Raw genomic sequence first — 17,632 nt, 5'->3', positions numbered from 1 at the left:
TCCGATGCTCCAGGCTCTGGCTTCGCGCTCGCCTCCCGGTGGACCCCGGCACAAGGCCGGGGTGACGAGGGTGGAAAAGCTCTGGCACCGGCTTCACGGCCTGTGGACCCGCGCCGAAGCCGTCACGCATCGCGCGTGGTGGACCGGGCCGCGCATTGCGGTGGCGGCGATCCTGACGCTCGCCGGGGTGCATGTCGCGGTCGATTGGGCGACGCTGCCGCCGCCATTGCCGTCGCATCGCACGACGGTGGCGGGGTGGAAGCCGTCCGAGGCGTGGCTGTACGACCGCGAAGGGCGGTTGCTCGACAGTTCGCGGGTGGATTTTCAGGCGCGGCGGCTGGCATGGACGCCGCTCGACAAGATCTCGCCTGAAGCGGTGACGGCGATCGCGCAGGCAGAGGACCGCCGGTTTCGCGACCACGACGGCGTCGATTGGTGGGCGGTCGCCGGGGCGATCCGCGACCGGCTTGAGGGCAGACGCGCGCGGGGGCGTCGACGCTGTCGATGCAGGTTGCGGCCTATTTGTCGCCCGATCTTGCCGCGCCGGGATCGCGCGGGTTCATGGACAAGCTGCGCCAGATGCGCGCGGGGGCGGCGCTGGAACGTGGGTGGAGCAAGGATCAGATCCTTGACGCTTATCTGAACCTCGCCGGGTTTCGCGGTGAGGCGCAGGGGATCGGTGCCGCGGCTCTAGGGCTGTTCGGCAAGACACCCGATGCGTTGACCCGCGACGATGGGCTGCTGCTCGCGGCGCTGCTGCCCGACCCGGCGGCGGGGGCTGACAGTGTTGCGCGGCGGGCGTGCGCGCTGTCGCGGGACACGGATTGCAGCCGATTTGCCGGGGCGGCGGCGTCGATGCTGGGGCCGGCGCGCAGCCTTGCGCTCGATCCGGGGCTGGCGATGCATCTGGCGAACCGGATGCTGACCCAGCCGGGGCTGCGGGTGAGGACGACGATCGACCTGAACGTACAGCGCGTCGCGATCCGTGCGCTGCGGCGACAGCTGGTCGGCCTTGGCGGCACCCGCGCGCGGGACGGGGCGGTGATCGTTGCGGACAATGCGACCGGCGAGATTCTGGCGTGGGTCGGCGGGATCGGCGGGGCCTCGACCGCGCCGTCGGTCGATGGCGCGGCAAGCTATCGGCAGGCGGGTTCGACGCTCAAGCCCTTCCTCTACGCACAGGCGATCGAGAAGGGGTATCTGACCCCGGCATCGATCCTCGACGACAGTCCGGTGCAGCTCGACACCGCGTCGGGGCTGTATGTGCCGCAGAATTACGACCGCGCGTTCAAGGGACCGGTGAGTGCGCGATCGGCGCTGGCGGGGTCGCTCAACGTGCCGGCAGTGCGGACCTTGATCCTGACCGGGGTCGAGGCGTTTCGCGACCGGCTGTGGGACAGCGGCTATCGCGGGCTGACCGAGAGCGGCGACTATTACGGGTTCAGCCTTGCGCTCGGGTCGGCGGAGGTGACGCTGGTCGAGCAGGTCGCCGCCTATCGCAGCCTTGCGCGGGGCGGGCGGTTCGCGCCGCTCTATGTCGAAGCGGATGCCAAGGCGGATGCAGATCGCGTGACGACCACGCCGCAGGCCGCGTGGCTGGTCGCCGATATGCTCGCCGATCCGGCGGCGCGGGCTTCGACCTTTGGCATGGATTCGGCGCTGCGCCTGCCCTTCTGGGCCGCGGTCAAGACGGGGACGTCAAAGGCGATGCGCGACAATTGGTGCATCGGCTTTTCCGACCGCTACACGGTCGGCGTCTGGGTCGGGAACCTTGAAGGCGATCCGATGCGCGCCGTTTCGGGCACCAGCGGCGCTGCGCCGGTGTGGCGCGACGTGATGATGGCGCTGCATGCCGAGCGACCCGGGCGCGCGCCGGAACGCCCGGCGGGAATCGAGGCGCGCCAGGTCAGTTTTGGCGGCAATATCGAACAGCCGCGCCGCGAATATTTCCTGGCGGGGACGGGGATGACGCAGGTTGCGGCGGCCCCGGCGGTGGCGCGGCGTCCGCGAATCGTCAGCCCGGTGGCGGGCAGCGTCTATGCGCTCGACCCGGATATCCCGATCGAGCGGCAACGCATGGCGATCAGCGTGTCGGGGGAAATGATCGGCCATCGGCTGACGCTCGACGGGCGCGATCTGGGGGTAGCGGATGCGCGGCCGATGGTGCTCGCGGGGCCGGGACGGCACCAGTTGCGGCTGGTGGCACCGGGCGGCCGGGTGGTCGACCAGGTGGTGTTTACCGTCCGCTGAACCAATGCGAATCCGGCGCGTTCTGGCATCCGGTCCTTACCCTTTCGGGCCGGAACCAAGTCTAGGCCGCGCCGACAGCGTAACCGTCGGCGCGGCCATTTTTGGTGTGACTTACCAGTAGAAGTTGCGCAGCACCCGGATCACGACGCCGCGACGGGTGTCGACCAGCAGCACGTCGTCATAGTGACGCACCCAGCGCTGGTAGCGACCTGCCGGGGGCAGGCGATAGCGCCACGGGTCATTGATGAAGTAACGGCTGCCATAATAGGTCGGCGCGATGCGAACACCGGCGCGGAAGCCCTGGTAGCGGAACGGTGCGCGCCAGTTGCCACGGGCATAGACGCCGCGGTTCGAGCCGCGATAGGTGCGCCAGTCATTGTCGCCCCAGCGGCGGTTGCGATCCTGAACCGCGTCGCGATAGTCGCGGCGGGCTTCCCGCACGTCGCGCTGTTCGCGGCGGACGTCGCGGCGGTCGCCATAGCGGCGCGCGTCGCGCAGTTCGCGCTGCTCTTCACGCAGGTCCTGCCGTTCGCGGCGTACTTCGCGCTGCGATTGGGCGCTGGCGGCAGGCACCATCACCGGAATGGCGACGGCGGCGATCAGCGCGGTTGCGATCAATCTTTTCATTGCGTCCTCCTTAGACTCGGTCCTTCTGACCGGTATGGGAGGAAATTACGCGGTTGCGGCTGAACGGCTCGGGAATAGGCGATTAAGCCGCCAGAAAGGCGAGCCGACCGGTGCCGTTCTACCGCAACAGGGGTTACGGCCCGCCAGGTCCGCCGCCGCCGGTGCCGGGCGCGCCGACCGTGCCGATATTGCCGAACAGATCCTCAAAGAATCCGCGCTTGCGACCGAGCGTCGGGGTCGTCTTGTCGGTCGGGTTGATCTTCGCGATCTGCTCCGAGCCGGTGCGCGTCACTTCGGTCACGTTGCCCGCCGCGTCGAACCGGATGCGCAGCGTTGTCTGCTGCTCCGCGCGCGGATTGTTGAAGGCGAAGTTGCGGGTCGCGCGCCCGACATAATACCATTCGCCCTCGTTGAACTGGCTGGTCAGCGTCGGTTTGCCCAGCGTCTGCAGCACCGATTCGCGATTATCCACGCCCGGCTGGACCGAGTTCACCAGATCCGCATCGACCACATAACCCTGATAGCCGCGCAGCGGCTTCACACAGGCGCTGGTGCCGAGCAGGATCGTTCCGCACAGCGCAACGGACAGGATACGGGCGGACTTCATCAAACTCACTCTCCCCAAGCGGGCACAGGCCACGCATTGCATCGCGGGCCGTTCCCCTCAATATGCGGGGCGGCCCCGGCAAACAAGCGCCGAGAGGCGATTGGAGTTTGACAATGCGATTGTGGGAAAAGCTGACCGGGCGAAAGCCAGAGAACCCGGCGGCGGCGCTCTATCAGGCGGTGGTGGCGCGCGGGCGGGAGCCGCACTGGTACGAGGCGGGGGCGGTGCCCGACACCGTCAACGGGCGGTTCGACATGATCGCGAGCGTATTGGGAATCGTAATGCTGCGGATCGAGCATGATCCGACCGCAGCGGAAACCACCGCGCGGCTGACCGAATGTTTCGTCGACGACATGGACGGCCAGCTGCGCCAGATCGGGATCGGCGATGTCGTCGTCGGCAAGGGGATCGGCAAGATGATGGCGCTGCTCGGCGGGCGCATCGGCGCGTATCGCGACGCGCTGGCCGACGATGCGGCCCCTGGCGCGTTCGAGGACGCGCTGCTGCGCAACCTCTATCGTGGCGAGGATCCGGGTGCCGACGCGCTGGCGCATTCCGCCGCCGGGCTGCGCGCGCTGCGCGCGCGGCTTGCCGATGTGCCGCATGACGATCTGCTCGCCGGACGAATGCCGTGATCGCGCCTGAATTTTCCCGGCCCCAGCGGCTCGATGCGATCGGCAAGGGCGAACACCGCGTCACGATCGCGGCGAATGCCGATGAGCGTGCGGCGCTGGCGAAGCGATTCGGGCTGATCGCGATCGAGCGGCTCGACGCGGAGATTGGCGTGCATCGCGACGCGACCGGGGTGATCGCGCGCGGACATCTGTCGGGCGCGGTCGTGCAGCCGTGCAGCGTTACCGGCGATCCGGTTCCCGCGCAGATCGAGGAAGACTTCGCGATCCGCTTCCTGCCCGAAGGCAATGTCGAGGGGGACGAGATCGAGCTGTCGGATGAAGAGTGCGACACCGTGTTCTACACCGGCGGGGCGATCGACCTGGGCGAGGCGGCGGCGGAGACGCTGGCGCTGGCGCTCGACCCGTTTCCGCGCAGTCCGCGCGCGGACGAGGTGCTGCGGGCGGCGGGCGTGCTGGGCGAGGACGAGACCGGGCCGTTCGCGGCGTTGGCTAAGCTCAGGAAGCCGGACTGACACCGGCTTAGCTGGATGCAACTCTAACAGGGCGGCGGGCAGGTGGGGCAGGGGGCTTTGGGCTCGTCGCGCTGGGTCGTCGCGCCGCCGGTCGGCGTCGATGGTGCGCCGCTCGGGCGGGGCAGCGGGGTGCGCGGCGTGCATTCGGCGTCGGGCACGGCGGAATCCGAAGGCTCGACCGGCGGGGTGATGACGACCGGCGGCGGTGGCGGCGGCATCGGCATCGGCGCGGGCAGGAGCGGCGGTGGCGGCGGCGGCATGGTCTGGGCATGTGCCGCGAGCGTGGATGTGGATGGCAAGCCACAGGCCGCGAGCGTCAACGCTGCGATCACCCCGAGTCGCATCATGCCACCTCGACGCGCAGAGTGATCCTGTCGGCGCGCGCTGTCAAAGTCGCGCGGCGGCGGCGCGCAGGTCGGCGATGAAGGCGGCGTGCTGCGCGGCCTTGGCATCCGGGTCGGGGAGGCGCAGCAGATAGCTGGGGTGGACGGTGATCCAGGCTTCCGCACCTGAATCGAGCGGGATCGCGCGGCCGCGTTCGCGGGAGATGGTCACGGCTCGCCCCAGCAGCGACCGCGCGGCGGTGGCACCGAGCGCGATGACCACCCTAGGCCGGACGATCAGCAATTCCTGTTCGACCCACCAGCGGCAGGCGCTGACCTCTCCCGCATCGGGGGTGGCGTGGATGCGGCGCTTGCCGCGCGGTTCGAATTTGAAATGCTTGACCGCGTTGGTGAGATAGGCGGCGGTACGGTCGATGCCCGCCTGCGCCAGTGCCTCGTCGAGCAACTGCCCGGCGGGGCCGACGAACGGACGACCGGCAAGATCCTCCTGATCGCCCGGTTGTTCGCCGACCAGCATCAGCGGGGCATCGACCGGGCCTTCGCCGAACACGGTCTGGGTCGCATGTTTGTAGAGGTGGCAGCGGGTGCAGGCCATCGCTTCGTCGCGCAGCGATTCCCACGCCTTGGTCGCATTGTCGCCGGGGCCGGTCATCCGTGCCGTCTCCACCATCGCCAGCTCGCGGGCACGGGCACCCTTGATGAGGTCCGGTACCAACGCGGTCTCGGGCATGTTTTTCCAGTATTTGCGCGGCATTTCCTTGAGCATCGCGCCGGTCTTGAGCCGAGCGGGGTTGAAGATCGAGGCGTAATAGGTCTTCCAGATGGCCTCGACGGGATCGTCCTGCGGCGCGTCGCTCTTGCTGGCACCCGGCCCTTCGCTCAGGGCTTCTCCGTCCCAATGAAGCGAGACCTCCGGCGTCAGGATCGACCAGCGCATCGTGTGGAAGCGGTCGACGAAGAAGCGCGCGTTCGCACGGACGATGTGATGATCCGGCTCGAACCAGGCGATGAAGCGGGCGCCGCTGTCGTCGGTGACTTCGCGGAAGCGCAGGAACGCGCGCATCTTGTGAATGTCGCGGCGGACGGATTTGGCCATGTCGTCGAGGCGGCGGAGCAGCGGATCGGCCTTGTCCTCGATACTGCCCGGTCGGGCGATCACGCGGGTAAGCAGCGCGTAGAGCAGGGCGAAGCGTTCGGGGTCGCTGTGCAGGATCGCCTCGCGCGCGAGTTCGATGAAACGGCGCGAGACGCGCAGTTCGGGAGCGGCAGAGGGGAGGACGGCTTCGTCGCCGAACAGGTCGGCGGGATGATCGCCGACTTGCCACACCACGTCCGACGGATCGATGCGCGCGGCGGCGAGCGACCGGGCGGCGTCGCGCCAGCCGTCAAAATCATCCTGTGAAGCTAGTGCTACGACGCGCATTTGAGTCCTTTGCGGTTTCAGCAAAGCTGAAACGGTTGCCGCACCAGCCCGCTCCCCCACCCGGCCACCCATCGACAGGATATTCTGAAATGGGTGGCCGGGTGGGGGAGCGGGCTGGTGCCGTCTTCGGCGTAGCCGAACGCAATCTAACGCGCGGGGAGCGTTTCGATCCATTCGCTGAGCAACGCGATCCCTTCGTCGTGCGCCGTGGCGCGGCCGAGTTCGGGCATGGCGATGCCGGGGTCGGTGCTGCGCAGGCGGTAGATGAGGATCGAGCCTTCGGCATTGCCCGGCGCAATCGCGAAGTCGCGCCCGCCGCTCCCGCGTCCTGCCGCGACCGGGCGCTTGCCGATGCCGAGTGCGACCGGGTCGGTGCGGTCGAGTTCGAGGAACAGGCCGGAGTTGGACGCCGCCCCCGCCGGATTGTGGCAATGCGCGCAGTTGATTTCGAGATAGGCGCGCGCGCAGCGTCGAGCGGGGCTTTCTTGTCGTCCCAGCGGGCGACGCGCGGGGCGTTGGCAGGTGCGCGGTCGAGCAGGCCCGCCTTGACCAGCGCCTGTAGCTGCCCGTGATGGTTGAGGTAGCGTGCCTTTGGGCCGATCGGCGCGATCTGGCCGGCGAGCGCGTGGCAATCCTTGCACTGGTTCTGGTTGGGAACGGCGTAGCTGATGTGGCGCGCGCGGCCTGACGGGTCGGTGAAGCTGACCGGAAGGCGGGCGCCGGCGCGCTTGACGACGGCATCGGTGCCTTCGGCGTTCCACACATAGGGGATCGCGACCCAGCCCGAGGCGCGACGGAGCAGCAGGCGGGTCTCGATCGGCTTGAACGCGGTGCCCGCGCCGTAGCCGAAGGTCTTGATGAGGGCCGAACCGACCGGGAAGTCGAACGCGGCATTTGCGTCATACTTCGCCTGTGCTCCGGCGGGGACATAGATGAAGCGCTGCTTCGCGGTGTAGTCGGAGAAGAGCGCGGTTTCGAGGTCGTAGCCCACCACGCGCGCCGCAGGGGTGCGCCTGGCCAGGTCGGTGAAGAAGCCATAGTCTGACAGTTTGGCGGGGTAGCCGTCGGCGGTGATCGCGGCATCGTTGACCCGCGCAGGCTGGCTTGCCGCAGCGACGCCGAACGCCGCCGCGCATAGGGCCAACAGGGCGAGTCCCGCGCGGGTCACTTGGCCGCTGCCTCCATCGCTGCGGGGAGCACCACGGCGGCGGGGCGTGGTGCAGCGGGAGCGTTCAACTCCGCCTTGCCCGGCTTGGCCGAGCTGGTCGGCGCGCCGAGTGCGAGGCCGAGGGTCAGGATCGGCACCGGATCGGCGACGTGCAGGCCCAGCTCGGCGACAGTGCCGGTGCCGTCCCACCAGACCGGCGGTGCCGCGCCGCCGAACGCCGCGACAAGGAAGCCGCCACCCTCGACCCCCGGCTCGAACCCGGCGCGGCCGTGGCGGTTGCCGGATATGACGACATGGCGCGGATAGGGATTGTAGTTCTTGTCCTCGTAGCTCTGGCGATACGACATGATGATGACGTTGGCGGTGGCATGGTCCGTCAGGTCGTTGTCGAACACATGCACCCCGTCATTGGCCATCACGAGAACGCCGGTCCCCTTGGGCACGGTGGCGACGATATTGCCCTTGGGCGCGAAATTGGGGGTGTCGTTGAGGAACACCTTGTTGCCATAGACGCGCACCGCGCCGCCGTTCATGCGGGGGAGGTTGGGCAGGTCGAACACGAGGATGCCGCCGGTATTCTTCGTCGCGGTGTTGCCGAACACGTCGGCGTGATTGCTGTTCTCGATCTCGATCCCCGCGACATTGTGCGAGACGAAGCTGTTGCGGACGATGATCCGCTCCGACTGGCCGACATAGATGCCGGCATCCGACGCGCCTTTCACGGTGACGCCGTCGATCAGGATGTGACTGCTGGATACGGGATAGACGCCGTATGCGCCGTTGCTCTCCTTCGGGCCGCCGGTCCATTCGACGCGGATGTCCTTGTAGACGATGCGGTCGGCGCCCTTGGACTTGATGCCGTCGCCCTTGCTGTCCTCGACCGCGAAGCCGCGCAGGACGACATCGTCGGAGGTGACGAGGAGGCCTTCGCCCGCGCCGAGCTGGCCCTTGAAGCTGAGGATGGTCTTGTCCGGGCCGGCGCCGCGCACGGTGACCTTGTCGATGTCGAGGCTGAGGCCGTCGGTCAGCTCGAACCGGCCGGGGCCGATTTCGATGGTATCGCCGGGCTTGGCGTCGAGCAGCGCCTGTTGCAGCCGCTCCTGCGCGTCGGGGCCGGCGGGGACCTTGAGCGTTTCGGCGTGCGCGATGGACGCGGTGGCGAGCAACGCGATGGCGCTCACGGCGGTGCGGATCATGGGCCTCTCCTCGTTTTTTGAGGAGCTTACCGAGTCCGTTGGTCTCGTCCAGCCGTTTACACGGGTGTCAGTAGCCCGGGGTGACGATCAAGAGTATCGCTACTCCCGCGCGTCGCCCGGCATTTCGTCTTCGGCGCGTTCCAGTTCCTTCGGCTTGCGCTTCTCGAAGATCGCCGCGAGCTTGGCCTTGGTCGCGTCGTCCAGATCCTTGGATGCGGCGGGGAACATCTCTTCCTCCTCCTCGTCGATATGGTGGAGGTAGCGGTCGCGCATCGTCTTGAACCTGGTCAGCCAGCCGCTCGACGACATTTCCATCTCGACCAGCTCGCCCAGCATGTCGTCGACTTCCTTATGCTCCGACACCGAATGGCGGGCCTCGTCGCGCAGCTCGGGGTTGGCGAGCATCGTCGCGTAGAGCGATTCCTCCTCCGCGGCGGCGTGGGCCTGAAGCTCGACGCGCAGTTCCTCGAACAGCGTGCGGCGCTCCTCGCTGTCGCCGCTGGTCGCGGCGATGCGGTCGAGCAGGTCGCGCTGGCGATTATGGTCCTGGATCAGGTCTTCGAAAATGCGTTCCTCGGCCATGCAAAGTCTCCTTTGCGCGCTCAACCGCTCGCACGACGGGTTGTTTCACACGCGACTCATTCTCACGCCGCGAACAGCTCCATCTGCCTTGCCGGCGGCGCAACCAGCGGGCGCAGGTCGGCGCGGTCGGCGAGCAAGGTCGGGCGCCAGTCGCTGGTGATGAGGAAGGGCTTGAGCTTTTTCACCGACACGGTGAGCCGCGCGACATCGGCCAGTGTCAGCCGCCGCCAGCGGCGCGAGACCAGGATGCGGTCGACGGCTTTCACGCCGAGGCCGGGGACGCGCAGCAATGCCTGACGCGGGGCGGTGTTGCCGTCGACCGGAAAGCTGGCGCGATGCTTCAACGCCCAGGCGAGCTTGGGATCGATGTCGAGCGGCATCATGCCGGTCGCGGGATCGGCGGCATCGGCGACCTCGTCGGGACGATAATCGTAGAAACGCATCAGCCAGTCGGACTGGTAGAGACGGTGTTCGCGCATCAGCGGCGGGCGCTGGAGCGGGAGGACGGCGCTCGCGTCGGGGATGGGGCTGAACGCGGAGTAATAGACGCGGCGCAGGCCGAAGCGGCCGTACAGCCCGGCGGCGCGGCCGACGATGTCGCGGTCGGTGGCGGCGTCGGCACCGACGATCATCTGGGTCGACTGGCCGGCCGGCGCGAATTTCGGGGCGGAGCGGTAGCGTTTGCGCGCGTCGCCCGTATCCTCGATGTCGCGCTTCAGGTCGCGCATCGCCCCTTCGATTCGGGGCGCGGACTTTTCCGGGGCGAGACGGGTCAGGCCGGCGACGGTGGGCAGCTCGACATTGATCGACAGCCGGTCGGCGTGCAGTCCGGCCTGATGGATCAGGCCCGGATCGGCGTCGGGGATCGTCTTCAGATGGATATAGCCGCGGAAATCATGATCCTCGCGCAGGCTGCGCGCGACTTCGACGATCTGCTCCATCGTGTAATCGGGCGAGCGGATGATGCCCGAGGAGAGGAACAGCCCTTCGATATAATTGCGGCGGTAGAAATCGAGGGTGAGGCGGACGACCTCCTGCGCGGTGAAGCGCGCGCGGCGGACGTTCGAGCTCTTGCGGTTGATGCAATAATGGCAGTCGAAGATGCAGCTGTTGGTCAGCAGGATCTTGAGCAGGCTGATGCAGCGTCCATCGGGGGCATAAGCGTGGCAGATGCCCATCCCCTCGGTCGACCCAAGCCCCTTGCCGCCCGAGGATTTCCGTTTGGCCGTACCGGACGACGCGCAGGACGCGTCATATTTCGCGGCGTCGGCAAGGATTTCGAGGCTTCTCACGCAGGTCGAGTTGGGCCATATGTTCTTTATATGTTCCAACTACTTCCGTGTCGAGTCATGTCGGCGCGCGCCGCAGACTCTAGTCTGGCAGAACCTTCTCCGCCCGCTTGCGCTGGTCCGCCTCGGCTTTGCCCGCCTGGATTTCGCGCGTCGAACAGCCGATGCCGCCGCCCGGGCCGACTGCCGAGCAGCTTCCGATTCCGGTGTCGCCCGCAGTGAGCGCCGAACGCTGGCGGACCGCCCAGCTTTCGCGCTGGGGCGAGACTTCGGTGTCGCGCAACTCGCTCGGAATCCGGAACCGCTCGCCTGCGGGGCGGCGGACGCAGATCACGATCTCGTCGCCATCGGCGTTGGTCGGGCATTTGTCATCGCCATAGATAACCAAGACGCCGTTCTGCGGCGCGTTCTGGGCCAGGGCGGGGAGCGCGGGCAGCGCCAGCGCGGATGCGGCGGCGGACAGGGTCAGCAGGATCGTCTTCATCGTCATCGACTCCTTGCGGCGCTCACAGCCGCTTCGATACCGCAATCGCGGTCTTGCATGCCAAACGGATCGCCCCGGCGAGCAGCGGATAGGCGGGGGCCGTCTCCGCACCCGCCGCCAATGCGCTGTCCCTATGTTCCAGCTCCTCGGCGCGGAATTCGGCCACTGCAGCGGCCAGTTCCGGATCGTCCTCACCCAGCGCGTCGAGCTGTTCCTGGTAGTGGAGGTCGATTTCGGTCTCTACCGCCACCGTGCACGCCATCGCCGCCGCCGGGCCGATCGCCGCCGTCGCCGCGCCGAGCGCAAAGCCCGCGGCGTTCCACACCGGTTGCAGCGCGGTCGGGCGCACGCCCCGCCGCGCGATCATCGCATCGAAAAAGGCGCGGTGCCGTTCTTCCTGATTGGCCATGCCGGAAATCGCGCGCGCCATGTCGTGCCGGTCGCCCATCACCGCGAGCTGGCCCGCATAGATGCGCGTCGCGCCATATTCGCCAGCCTGATCGACGCGGATCATCGAGTCGATGTCGCGACGGGGGTCTCCGGGTTTCCACTTCACGTCTTGCGGCCCTTCAGCAGGAGAATCGCGATCACCAACGCTCCCCCGAGCGAAAAGATCGCATTCCATCCGGCCAGTGACACTCGAAAAGATCCCAGGGTGCGACGTCACAGCGCACAACCGGCGCATTCATGATCCGGTCGAGCGCGCTGCCCTCACCACCAAAGCTGGTCGCGCATTGGGTGAGCCCCTCCCACCAGCCATATTCGACCCCGGCGTGGAACGCGCCGATCGCACCGCTGACCGCGATGGCGAGCGTCGCGAGCGCCACCAAGGGCGCCCGTGCCGGCGCTACGACGAACGACAGCGCCGCCAGCACGATCGCGGTGTAGTGCGGCCAGCGCTGCCACATGCACATCTCGCACGGGAACAGGCCAAAGCCATATTGGCTGGTCAGCGCGCCCGCGATCAGCGCGAGCGGGATGAGCAGCGCCAGCGATTGCGCGGTGCGGCTGGGCGTCATCGCGGACCTCAGCGCGTCCCGGCCTTGGTCGCGCCGCCCGCGGCCATGCGTGCAGGCGTGGCGGTGCGGGCGATGGTCTGCAGCGCGTAGTGGAGTTGGAAGTCCTTGATCCCCTTCTTTTCCAATTCTTCGGCGGTGGCGGCGAAGCGCGGATCGGTCTTGGTATCTTCCTCCAGCACCGCATTATCCACCTTGGTCTCGTTGATCAGGTGGCGGCGCAGGTCGGCCTCACGGAACACGGGGCGGGTCTTGTAATCGGGGTCGGAAATCTGCGGGACGGCGATATCGGGCTCGATCCCGCCCTCCTGCACCGATTTGCCCGACGGCGTGTAGTAGCGTGCGGTGGTCAGGCGCAGCGCGGTGCGCGGGCCGAGCTGGAGCAGCGACTGGACCGACCCCTTGCCGAAGGTCTTTTCGCCGAGCACCAGCGCCCGGTGGTGATCCTGCAGCGCGCCCGCGACGATTTCCGACGCCGACGCGGTGCCGGCATCGACCAGCACGACCAAGGGCACACCGCGCGTCAGATCGCCGCGGATCGCCGATTCGGCGTACCAGCGCTCGATATCGCTCTTTTCGCGGCCGCGCTGCGACACGATCTCGCCATGCGTCAGAAATGCGTCACTGACCTCGATCGCCTGATTGAGCAGACCGCCGCCATTGCCGCGCAGGTCGATGACATAGCCCTTGGGCTTGCCGCCCAGCTGCTTTTCGATCGCCGCGATACCGGCGCGCATGTCGGACGCAGTGGTGGCGCTGAAGGTGTTGATGTTGAGGATGCCGATGCCGTCCTGCACCTCCCACTTCACCGCCTTCTGGATGATCGTCTCGCGGACGAGCGCGACATCGAACGGCTTGTCGCGACCGGGACGGACGATGCGGACGGTGATCTTGGTGCCGGGCGCGCCGCGCATCTGGGTGATCGCCTCGTCCAGCGTGCCACCATAGATCAGCTTGCCGTCGAGATGGGTGATATAATCGCCCGCCTTGATCCCCGCCTTCCATGCCGGGGTATCCTCGGTCGGGGTGATCACCTTGACCGCGCCGTCCTCCATCGTGACCGAAAGGCCGAGCCCGCCATAATTGCCGTCGGTCTGGAGTCGCAGATTGTCGAAGGCGAGCGCGTCGACATAGGAGCTGTGCGGGTCGAGGCTGGCGAGCATGCCGTCGATCGCGCCCTGAATCAGCGTCTTGTCGTCGACCTTCTCGACATAGGCGGCCTTCACCCGGGTGTAGACGTCCATGAACGCGTCGAGCTCGCGATAGCTCGACGTATCGACGCTTGCCATTGCGCCGGTGGTCACGGGGATCAGCGCCAGCGCGCCGACCGCAGCGGAAACCTGGAGGATGGGACGGATCATACGCGGTACTTCCTCAGCGGGATTTCGGGACAAGATAGACCGGAACCGCGTGGCGGCAAAGCGGCAAGCGGGCGGCAATGGCGGGGCATCAATCGAGCAACTGCGCCAGATCGACCGGGCGACCCTGGCGGCGCAGCTCGACGGTGACGCGCGGGCCGTCGCGCTGGGGTGCGCGGCCGAGCGGGGCGCCCTGGATCAGCGTGTCGCCGACCTTGACCATCACGGCATCGAGCCCGGCAACCAGCGATGTCCAGCCGCCGCCATGATCGAGGATCACGATATTGCCATAGCGGCGGAAGCGACCGGCATAGATCACGCGGCCGGCGGTCGGTGCGACCACTTGCGCGCCCGGCCATGTCGCCAGCGTCAGCCCGCGCGCACGCACGCCGGTGTCGGACAGCTCGCCAAGGCCGGTGACGACCGTGCCCGCGACCGGCAGGCGATAGGGCGGCGGGCCGCTGCGCTTTGGAGCGGCGGTGACCGCTGCTGTGGTGGCGTCGCCCGTGGCCGGGCGGGGCAGCGGGCCGGGCAGCGCCTCCAGTGCGGCGCGGGTCTCGGCGGCCTCGCCCATCGTATCCATCAGGTCGACCAGGTCGCGGGCCTGTTCGCCCAGCGCCAGTGCGCGATCCGATTCTGAACATCGCCTCGCGCCGGTAGCCGACCGATTTGAGGCGGTGCTCGGCCTCGGCCCCCACCAGCGCGAGCCGGTCGTTCTGGAGCCGCGCACGGCCATCGGCGAGGCTTTTGGCCGCGATCTGAGCGCCGTCGCGCAATCGGCGGGTGCGGGCGATCTCGGCGCGGATATCGGCGGTGCGCGCACGCATCGCCGGGGTGACCGCGCCCAGCACAGCGCGGACATGCACGATATCCTTGGTCGATCCGGGCTGAACCAGCCCGAGTATCGCGGGGCGGCGGGCGAGTGACTGAAGCGCCGCCATCAGCCGCGCGATCGGTCCCTGGCGCTCGGCGAGCCTGGTACGCTGCGCCGCCAGCATCCGGTCGACGATCGCGATGCGTGCGCGGGCCGCGGCGATCTCCGCCTCCGCCGCCTGGATGCTGGCGGCGATCGCGGCTTCGCGGGTACGGGCGCGGCGGGCCTCGTCGCGCTCGGCGGCGGCGGCGCGCTGGAGCTGCTGTGCGCGTGCCTCGGCGTCCTTCGCCGCCTTGTTCGCGGCGCTGAGCTGCGCACGCTGGTCGGTGATCGAAGGGGTCTGCGCACGCAGGGCAGCGGCCCCGGCGGTTGCCAGGAGCAGGACTGCTGCGACAAGATATGTGCTCCTGCGAAGGCAGGGGCCCAGGACCAGGAGCGATGCGCGTTCAACCCTGGGCTCCTGCCTTCGCGGGAGCACAAATGAAGGGGATGCGTCGCCCATCTCTACCCCTCGCGGTGATAGGGGTGGTTGGCGAGGATGCTGGTCGCGCGCCACAATTGTTCGGCCAGCATCGCGCGCGCCATCATGTGCGGCCAGGTCGCGCGGCCATAGGAGATCAGCAGGTCGGCCCCGGCACGCGCGTCATCGTCGAACCCGTCGGCGGCACCGATCAGAAACCGTGTCTCGCGCACCCCGTCCTCGCGCCATGCCTGAAGTCGCTCGGCAAAGACACGCGAGGGGATGTTTTCGCCCTTTTCATCGAGCATCACGATGCGCGTGCCGGGATCGACTGCCGGCATCTTGCCGCCGCTTTCCGGAAGTTCGGTCACGCGCGTGGGCAGGGTGACGCGCTTGAGATAGCGATCGACCAGTTCGGCCTCCGGGCTGCGACCGATACGCCCGCGCGCGACGATGTGCAGGAGCATCGGATCAGTCCAGAAGGCCGGTACCGCGGTTCAATTCAGGCGTTGCCCGCGGGCGTGCTGTCGCCAAACGCCCACATCCGCTCAAGATTGTAGAAGGTGCGGACTTCGGGACGGAACAGGTGGACGATCACGTCGCCCGCGTCGATCAGCACCCAGTCGGCGGTCGGCAGACCTTCGATCCGCGGGCTGTGGCCGCGTTCGGCCTTGATCTTCTCGGCCAGCTTCTGTGCCATCGATGCGACCTGGCGCGTCGATCGGCCGCTCGCCACGACCATATAGTCGGCGATGCTGCTCTTGCCTGCGAGCGGGATCGAGACGGTTTCGACCGCCTGATCGTCGTCGAGCGAAGCGAGGACCAGTCGATGCAGCGCGTCGGCGTCCGGGGCGATGCCCTTGGCGGACGCGGGGGCATCGAGTTGAGGGGAAGCGGGCAAGGTGACTCCTGGGTTGATGTGCATAGGACTAAATTTCAGTCGGATCGGGCGGCGTGCGGCCATGGGCATAGGTCCGATGCCAGCCGGGGTCGGCGGCGCGGAGGCGGGTCGCCGAAGTCGTGTCGGGGCGGAAGCGCAACAGCACCAGGGCCGGCAAACTCCACTTCGTCCAGTTCTTCGCCTGGCGTGCGGGCCGCACGAAACGCCGCAGCCAGCTCATTGCAGGGCTTGCATGAGCGTCTCTGTCATAGCCCGGACGCGCGATCACCGCAATCGGAACCTGCCGCGCGATCCGCCGCCACCCGCGCCACTGGTCGAACTGTGCCAGATTGTCCGCGCCCATCAACCAGACGAACTGGTGACGGGGAAAGAGGCGAGGAAGTTTCGTGAGCGTATCGACGGTGTAGCGGGTCTTGAGCCGCTGTTCGACTGCGGTCGGCCGGATCGGCGCGTGGCGCGCCATCGCGCGCGCCGAGGCCGTCCGCGCGGCGAAGGGGGCCATGCCCTTCGCTTCCTTGAGCGGATTGCCGGGGGACACCAGCCACCACACCTCGTCCAGTTCGAGCGCGCGCAAGGCGTGGAGCGAGATCGCGCGATGCCCGCGATGCGCCGGGTTGAACGACCCGCCGAGGAGGCCGACGCGTTTCAAGGACGTGCCTGACCCGTCCCGCGCACGACCCATTTATACGTCGTCAGCCCCTCAAGCGCGACCGGGCCGCGGGCGTGGAGGCGACCGGTGGCGATGCCGATTTCGGCACCGAGTCCGAACTCGCCGCCGTCGGCGAACTGGGTCGAGGCGTTCCACATCACGATCGCGCTGTCGACGGCGTTGAGGAAGCGCTCGGCGGTGGCGTCGTCGTCGGTGACGATCGCGTCGGTGTGGCGGCTGGAGTGGCGCGCGACATGCGCCAGCGCGCCGTCGATCCCGTCGACCAAAGCGACCGAGAGGATCGAGTCGAGATATTCGGTGTCCCAGTCCTCGGCATTCGCGGCGACCGCGCGCGGCTCGATCATGCGGACATCGGCGTCGCCACGCAGCTCGCATCCGGTGTCGGCCAGCGCGGACAGGACCGGTGCGGGATCGGCGAAGGCGCGGTCGATCAGCAACGTCTCGGTTGCGCCGCAAATGCCGGTGCGGCGCATCTTGGCGTTGACCGCGAGCGCCACCGCCATCGCGGGATCGGCGGCGCGGTCGATATATAGGTGGTTGATGCCGTCGAGATGGGCGAGCACCGGGACGCGCGCTTCAGCCTGCACCCGCGCGACCAGGCTCTTGCCGCCGCGCGGGACGATCAGGTCGATCAGGCCATCTGCCCTGAGCATCGCACCCACCGCCGCGCGATCGGTGGTCGGCACCAGTTGTGCGGCATCGGCAGGTAGGCCCGCTTCGACCAGGCCGCGCGCAAAGGCGGCGTGGATCGCGCGATTGCTGTGCGCCGCTTCGGATCCTCCGCGCAGGATCGCGGCATTGCCGCTCATCACGCACAATGCCGCCGCGTCGGCCGTGACGTTGGGGCGGCTTTCATAGATGATGCCGATCACCCCGATCGGCACGCGCACGCGGCTGAGCTGCAAGCCATTGGGGCGTTCGCTGGCGTCGATCACCGCACCGACCGGATCGGCCAGCGCTGCGACCGCCTCGACCCCTGCCGCCGCGCCGTCGAGCCGCGCGGAATCGAGCCGCAGCCGGTCGAGCAGTGCGCCCGACAGGCCGTTTGCAGTCGCAGTTTCCACATCGCGCGCATTGGCTGCCAGAATTGCATCGGCATCCGTGCGGATCGCCGCGGCCGCCGCGCGCAGTCCTGCCGCCTTGGCCTCGGTCGGCAGTCCGGCCAGCAAGATTGCGGCGTTGCGGGCGCGGGCACCCATGTCGGCGATCAACGTCTGCGCATCCTGTTCCATCGCA

General features: G+C 68.1%; 19 protein-coding genes and 3 pseudogenes. 6 read left to right on the top strand and 16 right to left on the bottom strand.

The annotated features are described in order from the left end of the window. Positions 1 to 4: 4 nt before the first annotated feature. Together LRS12_RS19890 and LRS12_RS20230 are read left to right on the top strand one after the other, a co-directional pair. Positions 5 to 717, top strand: a pseudogene (locus tag LRS12_RS19890) (biosynthetic peptidoglycan transglycosylase); the annotation flags it as partial. 138 nt (positions 718 to 855) lie between these two features. Next, a complete protein-coding gene (locus LRS12_RS20230; RefSeq protein WP_374581237.1) occupies positions 856 to 2,250 on the top strand; it encodes a penicillin-binding transpeptidase domain-containing protein in 1,395 nt (464 codons plus the stop codon). A gap of 111 nt (positions 2,251 to 2,361) precedes the next feature. Here the strand turns inward: LRS12_RS20230 and LRS12_RS03710 are convergent, their stop codons facing one another. Both LRS12_RS03710 and LRS12_RS03705 read right to left on the bottom strand, forming a co-directional pair. Beyond that, a complete protein-coding gene (locus LRS12_RS03710) occupies positions 2,362 to 2,877 on the bottom strand; it encodes an RcnB family protein (protein WP_257843375.1) in 516 nt (171 codons plus the stop codon). 133 nt (positions 2,878 to 3,010) lie between these two features. Continuing rightward, a complete protein-coding gene (locus LRS12_RS03705; RefSeq protein ID WP_257843374.1) occupies positions 3,011 to 3,484 on the bottom strand; it encodes an outer membrane protein assembly factor BamE in 474 nt (157 codons plus the stop codon). Positions 3,485 to 3,597: 113 nt separating this feature from the next. Here LRS12_RS03705 and LRS12_RS03700 point away from each other — a divergent pair, with 113 nt between their 5' ends. From LRS12_RS03700 to LRS12_RS03690, 3 genes are read left to right on the top strand one after another with little or no spacing between them, the layout of a single operon-like run. Beyond that, on the top strand, positions 3,598 to 4,119 hold the full coding sequence (locus tag LRS12_RS03700; protein WP_257843373.1) for a ubiquinol-cytochrome C chaperone family protein: 522 nt from the start codon (positions 3,598 to 3,600) through the stop codon (positions 4,117 to 4,119). Further along, on the top strand, positions 4,116 to 4,631 hold the full coding sequence (locus tag LRS12_RS03695) for a DUF177 domain-containing protein (RefSeq protein WP_257843372.1): 516 nt from the start codon (positions 4,116 to 4,118) through the stop codon (positions 4,629 to 4,631). Before LRS12_RS03700 ends, LRS12_RS03695 begins: the two co-directional genes overlap by 4 nt. A 42-nt stretch (positions 4,632 to 4,673) precedes the next feature. Further along, complete coding sequence (locus tag LRS12_RS03690; RefSeq protein WP_257843371.1) at positions 4,674 to 5,000, top strand: hypothetical protein; 327 nt, start codon at positions 4,674 to 4,676, stop codon at positions 4,998 to 5,000. Positions 5,001 to 5,018: 18 nt separating this feature from the next. Here the strand turns inward: LRS12_RS03690 and LRS12_RS03685 are convergent, their stop codons facing one another. The 10 genes and pseudogenes from LRS12_RS03685 to LRS12_RS03640 form a co-directional block, all read right to left on the bottom strand. Continuing rightward, positions 5,019 to 6,398, bottom strand: coding sequence for a UdgX family uracil-DNA binding protein (locus LRS12_RS03685; RefSeq protein WP_257843370.1), 1,380 nt, complete (start codon positions 6,396 to 6,398; stop codon positions 5,019 to 5,021). After that, positions 6,367 to 7,566, bottom strand: coding sequence for a hypothetical protein (locus LRS12_RS03680; RefSeq protein ID WP_257843369.1), 1,200 nt, complete (start codon positions 7,564 to 7,566; stop codon positions 6,367 to 6,369). The genes LRS12_RS03685 and LRS12_RS03680 overlap by 32 nt, the downstream gene beginning before the upstream one ends. After that, complete coding sequence (locus tag LRS12_RS03675; RefSeq protein WP_257843368.1) at positions 7,563 to 8,762, bottom strand: parallel beta-helix domain-containing protein; 1,200 nt, start codon at positions 8,760 to 8,762, stop codon at positions 7,563 to 7,565. The genes LRS12_RS03680 and LRS12_RS03675 overlap by 4 nt, the downstream gene beginning before the upstream one ends. A gap of 99 nt (positions 8,763 to 8,861) precedes the next feature. Then, entirely contained in the window at positions 8,862 to 9,344 is a 483-nt protein-coding gene (locus LRS12_RS03670) for a hemerythrin domain-containing protein (RefSeq protein WP_257843367.1), read from the bottom strand. Positions 9,345 to 9,406: 62 nt separating this feature from the next. Next, a pseudogene (locus LRS12_RS03665) lies at positions 9,407 to 10,655 on the bottom strand (putative DNA modification/repair radical SAM protein). A 60-nt stretch (positions 10,656 to 10,715) separates the two neighbouring features. After that, positions 10,716 to 11,117, bottom strand: a complete 402-nt coding sequence (locus LRS12_RS03660; protein WP_257843366.1) for a hypothetical protein — start codon at positions 11,115 to 11,117, stop codon at positions 10,716 to 10,718. Positions 11,118 to 11,139: 22 nt separating this feature from the next. Then, a complete protein-coding gene (locus LRS12_RS03655; protein WP_257845418.1) occupies positions 11,140 to 11,631 on the bottom strand; it encodes a demethoxyubiquinone hydroxylase family protein in 492 nt (163 codons plus the stop codon). A gap of 38 nt (positions 11,632 to 11,669) precedes the next feature. Beyond that, positions 11,670 to 12,136 (bottom strand): annotated as a pseudogene (locus LRS12_RS03650) (disulfide bond formation protein B). 8 nt (positions 12,137 to 12,144) lie between these two features. Continuing rightward, positions 12,145 to 13,494, bottom strand: coding sequence for a S41 family peptidase (locus LRS12_RS03645; protein ID WP_257843365.1), 1,350 nt, complete (start codon positions 13,492 to 13,494; stop codon positions 12,145 to 12,147). Between the two features lie 88 nt (positions 13,495 to 13,582). Further along, positions 13,583 to 14,074: a murein hydrolase activator EnvC gene (locus tag LRS12_RS03640; protein ID WP_257843364.1), complete on the bottom strand. Its 492-nt coding sequence runs from the start codon at positions 14,072 to 14,074 to the stop codon at positions 13,583 to 13,585. A 94-nt stretch (positions 14,075 to 14,168) separates the two neighbouring features. Between LRS12_RS03640 and LRS12_RS03635 the strand changes: the two genes are divergently transcribed. Beyond that, positions 14,169 to 14,417: a hypothetical protein gene (locus tag LRS12_RS03635; protein ID WP_257843363.1), complete on the top strand. Its 249-nt coding sequence runs from the start codon at positions 14,169 to 14,171 to the stop codon at positions 14,415 to 14,417. 452 nt (positions 14,418 to 14,869) lie between these two features. Here LRS12_RS03635 and LRS12_RS03630 read toward each other — a convergent pair whose 3' ends face one another. Genes LRS12_RS03630 through LRS12_RS03615 form a run of 4 tightly spaced genes read right to left on the bottom strand, consistent with a single transcriptional unit; the run spans position 14,870 to position 17,628 of the window. After that, a complete protein-coding gene (locus LRS12_RS03630) occupies positions 14,870 to 15,292 on the bottom strand; it encodes a 23S rRNA (pseudouridine(1915)-N(3))-methyltransferase RlmH (RefSeq protein WP_257843362.1) in 423 nt (140 codons plus the stop codon). Between the two features lie 35 nt (positions 15,293 to 15,327). Further along, on the bottom strand, positions 15,328 to 15,726 hold the full coding sequence (gene rsfS, locus LRS12_RS03625; protein ID WP_257843361.1) for a ribosome silencing factor: 399 nt from the start codon (positions 15,724 to 15,726) through the stop codon (positions 15,328 to 15,330). 28 nt (positions 15,727 to 15,754) lie between these two features. Next, positions 15,755 to 16,375 (bottom strand): nicotinate-nucleotide adenylyltransferase, encoded by a 621-nt coding sequence (locus LRS12_RS03620; RefSeq protein WP_257843360.1) that lies wholly within the window; start codon positions 16,373 to 16,375, stop codon positions 15,755 to 15,757. Next, entirely contained in the window at positions 16,372 to 17,628 is a 1,257-nt protein-coding gene (locus LRS12_RS03615; protein ID WP_257843359.1) for a glutamate-5-semialdehyde dehydrogenase, read from the bottom strand. The genes LRS12_RS03620 and LRS12_RS03615 overlap by 4 nt, the downstream gene beginning before the upstream one ends. Positions 17,629 to 17,632: the final 4 nt, after the last annotated feature.

Origin of the sequence: Sphingomonas sp. J344, assembly GCF_024700005.1 — a bacterium.
Taxonomy (GTDB): Bacteria; Pseudomonadota; Alphaproteobacteria; order Sphingomonadales; family Sphingomonadaceae; genus Sphingomonas.
The sequence above is the reverse complement of the archived record's forward strand: the minus strand, read 5'-3'. Positions and strand labels throughout refer to the sequence as shown.